Source organism: Bacillus sp. GMs2/2 (assembly GCF_050172095.1).
Lineage (GTDB): Bacteria > Bacillota > Bacilli > Bacillales > Bacillaceae_G > Bacillus_A > Bacillus_A cereus.
Map to the genome: position 1 here is coordinate 1 of NZ_JBNLYE010000527.1, position 2,205 is coordinate 2,205.

The following is a 2,205-nucleotide window of genomic DNA, read 5'->3' on the forward strand; positions in this document are numbered from 1 at the left end:
GTGTGCTCTTCCGATCTGATGATTGGGGTGAAGTCGTAACAAGGTAGCCGTATCGGAAGGTGCGGCTGGATCACCTCCTTTCTAAGGAATATTACGGAAATACACATTTCGTCTTTACTTTGTTCAGTTTTGAGAGGTCTACTCTCAAAACATTCGTTCATTGAAAACTGGATATTGAAGTAAAAAGAATCAAAACAAACCGAGAACACCGCGTTGAATGAGTTTTTTAATAAGTTCAATTGCTTATTTATTGATTAACCTTCTATCGCTAGAAGAAGTGATCAAGACCCAACCGTAAGGTTGATAAGGTTAAGTGAATAAGGGCGCACGGTGGATGCCTTGGCACTAGGAGCCGATGAAGGACGGGACTAACACCGATATGCTTTGGGGAGCTGTAAGTAAGCTATGATCCAGAGATTTCCGAATGGGGAACCCAATATCTTTTATAGGATATTACTTTTCAGTGAATACATAGCTGATTAGAGGTAGACGCAGAGAACTGAAACATCTTAGTACCTGCAGGAAGAGAAAGAAAATTCGATTCCCTGAGTAGCGGCGAGCGAAACGGGAAGAGCCCAAACCAACAAGCTTGCTTGTTGGGGTTGTAGGACTCCAATATGGTAGTCTGTTAGTATAGTTGAAGGATTTGGAAAATTCCGCTAAAGAGGGTGAAAGCCCCGTAGACGAAATGCTAACAACACCTAGGAGGATCCTGAGTACGGCGGAACACGAGAAATTCCGTCGGAATCCGCGGGGACCATCCCGCAAGGCTAAATACTCCCTAGTGACCGATAGTGAACCAGTACCGTGAGGGAAAGGTGAAAAGCACCCCGGAAGGGGAGTGAAATAGATCCTGAAACCGTGTGCCTACAACAAGTCAAAGCTCGTTAATGAGTGATGGCGTGCCTTTTGTAGAATGAACCGGCGAGTTACGATTGCATGCGAGGTTAAGTCGAAGAGACGGAGCCGCAGCGAAAGCGAGTCTGAATAGGGCGAATGAGTATGTAGTCGTAGACCCGAAACCATGTGATCTACCCATGTCCAGGTTGAAGGTGCGGTAAAACGCACTGGAGGACCGAACCCACGTACGTTGAAAAGTGCGGGGATGAGGTGTGGGTAGCGGAGAAATTCCAAACGAACTTGGAGATAGCTGGTTCTCTCCGAAATAGCTTTAGGGCTAGCCTCGGAATTGAGAATGATGGAGGTAGAGCACTGTTTGGACTAGGGGCCCATCTCGGGTTACCGAATTCAGATAAACTCCGAATGCCATTCATTTATATCCGGGAGTCAGACTGCGAGTGATAAGATCCGTAGTCGAAAGGGAAACAGCCCAGACCACCAGCTAAGGTCCCAAAATATATGTTAAGTGGAAAAGGATGTGGGGTTGCACAGACAACTAGGATGTTGGCTTAGAAGCAGCCACCATTTAAAGAGTGCGTAATAGCTCACTAGTCGAGTGACCCTGCGCCGAAAATGTACCGGGGCTAAACATATTACCGAAGCTGTGGACTACACCATTAGGTGTAGTGGTAGGAGAGCGTTCTAAGGGCGTTGAAGGTCGATCGTGAGGACGGCTGGAGCGCTTAGAAGTGAGAATGCCGGTATGAGTAGCGAAAGACAGGTGAGAATCCTGTCCACCGTATGACTAAGGTTTCCTGGGGAAGGCTCGTCCGCCCAGGGTTAGTCGGGACCTAAGCCGAGGCCGATAGGCGTAGGCGATGGACAACAGGTTGATATTCCTGTACCAGTTGTTTTTGTTTGAGCAATGGAGGGACGCAGTAGGCTAAGGAATGCATGCGATTGGAAGTGCATGTCCAAGCAATGAGTCTTGAGTAGAGTTAAATGCTTTACTCTTTAAGGACAAGTTGTGACGGGGAGCGAAATAATAGTAGCGAAGTTCCTGATGTCACACTGCCAAGAAAAGCTTCTAGTGAGAAAACAACTGCCCGTACCGTAAACCGACACAGGTAGTCGAGGAGAGTATCCTAAGGTGAGCGAGCGAACTCTCGTTAAGGAACTCGGCAAAATGACCCCGTAACTTCGGGAGAAGGGGTGCTGACTTCGGTCAGCCGCAGTGAATAGGCCCAAGCGACTGTTTATCAAAAACACAGGTCTCTGCAAAATCGTAAGATGAAGTATAGGGGCTGACGCCTGCCCGGTGCTGGAAGGTTAAGAGGATGGGTTAGCTTCGGCGAAGCTCAGAAT

Annotated in this window: 2 rRNA genes; both read left to right on the forward strand. The window is 47.8% G+C overall.

The features are described from left to right. Positions 1–81, forward strand: a 16S ribosomal RNA gene (locus ACQGS6_RS26960); the annotation flags it as partial. Positions 82–307: 226 nt separating this feature from the next. After that, positions 308–2,205, forward strand: a 23S ribosomal RNA gene (locus tag ACQGS6_RS26965); the annotation flags it as partial.